A 1959-nucleotide genomic window follows, 5' to 3' on the forward strand; every position below is an offset into this window, starting at 1 on the left:
ACGTGGCGTCGGCGCGGGTGGCGGTGCGGGCGGGGCTGCGGCGTGCGCCGGACCTGGACCGGTGGGGTGAGGACGGCCTGGACGAGGTCTTCACGTCCGGGTGAGGTCGGTGTCGTCCCCTGGCCGGCCGGGGCGGCGCGCGAGGACCAGGGTGGTGTGCAGCCGGACGACCACGCTGCCGCCGAAGCCGTCGACGGTGCGGCGCAACGCGGTCAGGCCGCGGGTCTGCTCGTCGGGTGCGCGGCGGCGGAAGGGGCCGAAGGTGCGGACCAGGTCCAGGTAGCGGTCGGTGGCGAAGGGGACGTCACGGAGCCGTGTCGTGGTGGTGACCTCGGTGAACAGGCCGCTGCCGGCGATGTCGTCGTGGAGCCAGTCGGGCCCGCGGCGGGGTGCGGTGGGGTCGGCGGTGCGGAAGACGGCGTCGAGGGCCCGGCCGTGCTCGGGGTCGGCGTAGTCGTAGGTGTGGCCGAGGACGGCGAGGGTGCCGCCGGGGGTGAGCGCGTCGTGGGCGTGCCGGTTGCGGATGGCGGGGTCGAGCCAGTGCCAGGAGAGGGCGGCCGCGAGCAGGGGCACGCCACCGTCCGGTGGCCGCCACTGCTCGAAGGCGACGCCGAGGACGCGGACACCGGGGTGACGGGCGGTGAGCACGGCGGCCATCCGGGGGTCGGGCTCCAGGCAGGTGACCGGGGCACCGAGGCGCAGCAGCAGCTCGGTGCCCTTGCCGGTGCCGGCGCCGATCTCCACGACGCCGGCCGGTGTGCCCCCGTGGTAGTCCCGGACGGCGCCGGCGAGGTCGGCGGGGTAGCCGGGACGGACGTCGTCGTACAGGTCGGCGACCTCGCCGAAGACTCCCATGTCTACAGACCTCCGGCGATGCGCAGGACGGCTCCGGTGGTATAGCTCGCGTCGGGACCGAGCAGCCAGGCGATGGCGCCGGCGACCTCGTCGGGTTCGCCGGCGCGGCCCAGCGGGATGCGGCCGGCGGAGCGGTCGGGGCGGTCGGGTTGCCCGGACAGGGCGTGGATGTCGGTCCGGATGATGCCGGGGGCGACGGCGTTGACGCGGATGCCGCGGGGCGCGAGTTCCTTGGCGAGGCCGGTGGTGAGGGTGTCGGTGGCGGCCTTGACGGCGGCGTAGTGGATGTACTCCCCCGGGCTGCCGAGGGTGGCCGCGGCGGAGGAGACGTTGACGATGGCCGCGCCGGTGGTCATGCGGCGGGCGGCCTGTTGGGCGCAGAGGACGTAGCCGACGAGGTTGACGTCGACGACGTGGCGCAGGTCGGCGGGGTCGAGGTCGACGAAGGCGCCGATGGGGCTGGTGACGCCGGCGTTGTTGACCAGACCGGTGATCTGCCCGAGGGCGGCGGCGGCGTCGAAGAGGCGCACGACCTGCTCGGGATCGCGGGTGTCGGTGGCGACGGCGACGGCGCGTACGCCGGTGGTGCGCAGCTCGGCCAGGACGGACTCGGCGGCGTCGTGGTCGCGGCGGTAGCCGATCGCGACGTGGTGACCGGCGCGCGCGAGGCGGCGGGCGGTGGCCGCGCCGATGCCGCGACTGCCGCCGGTGACGACGGTGACCTGTGCCAATGCCTTCCCCCTGTCCCCCGCGCTGGCCGCGACGTTACCGTGGCCGGCACGTCGGGCGGGAGATGGGAGTGGTCCATGGCACGGGCGTTGGTACTCGGTGGGGGCGGGGTGACCGGGGTGGCCTGGGAGCTGGGGCTGCTGGCCGGGCTGGCGGAGCGGGGTGTGGATCTGCTGGGCGCCGACGTGGTGGTGGGCACGTCGGCGGGGTCGGTGGTGGGCGCCCAGGTGTGTTCCGGAACGCCGGTGGAGGACCTGTACGCGGCGCAGCTACGCGACCCCGGCGGTGAGGTGGCGGCCCGGTTGGGGTGGCCGGTGCTGGCGCGGCTGCTCTGGGCGGGTGGGCTCACCCGGGACGGGGCACGGGCACGGGCGC

The 1959-nt window shown here is 75.8% G+C and carries 3 protein-coding genes; 1 reads left to right on the forward strand and 2 read right to left on the reverse strand.

Annotation, left to right across the window (positions count from 1 at the left end; all coding sequences use genetic code 11):
• Positions 1-90: 90 nt before the first annotated feature.
• Positions 91-855: a class I SAM-dependent methyltransferase gene (locus AB0I76_RS28755; RefSeq protein ID WP_357041940.1), complete on the reverse strand. Its 765-nt coding sequence runs from the start codon at positions 853-855 to the stop codon at positions 91-93.
• A gap of 2 nt (positions 856-857) precedes the next feature.
• Complete coding sequence (locus AB0I76_RS28760; RefSeq protein WP_357041943.1) at positions 858-1586, reverse strand: SDR family oxidoreductase; 729 nt, start codon at positions 1584-1586, stop codon at positions 858-860.
• Between the two features lie 75 nt (positions 1587-1661).
• On the opposite strand from AB0I76_RS28760, the gene AB0I76_RS28765 reads away from it, so the two are divergent.
• Positions 1662-1959, forward strand: a 298-nt coding sequence (locus AB0I76_RS28765; RefSeq protein WP_357041946.1) for a patatin-like phospholipase family protein, incomplete at its 3' end; no start/stop codon positions are given.

This window comes from Micromonospora sp. NPDC049799, assembly GCF_040656655.1.
In the GTDB taxonomy this organism is placed as follows: Bacteria; Actinomycetota; Actinomycetes; order Mycobacteriales; family Micromonosporaceae; genus Micromonospora.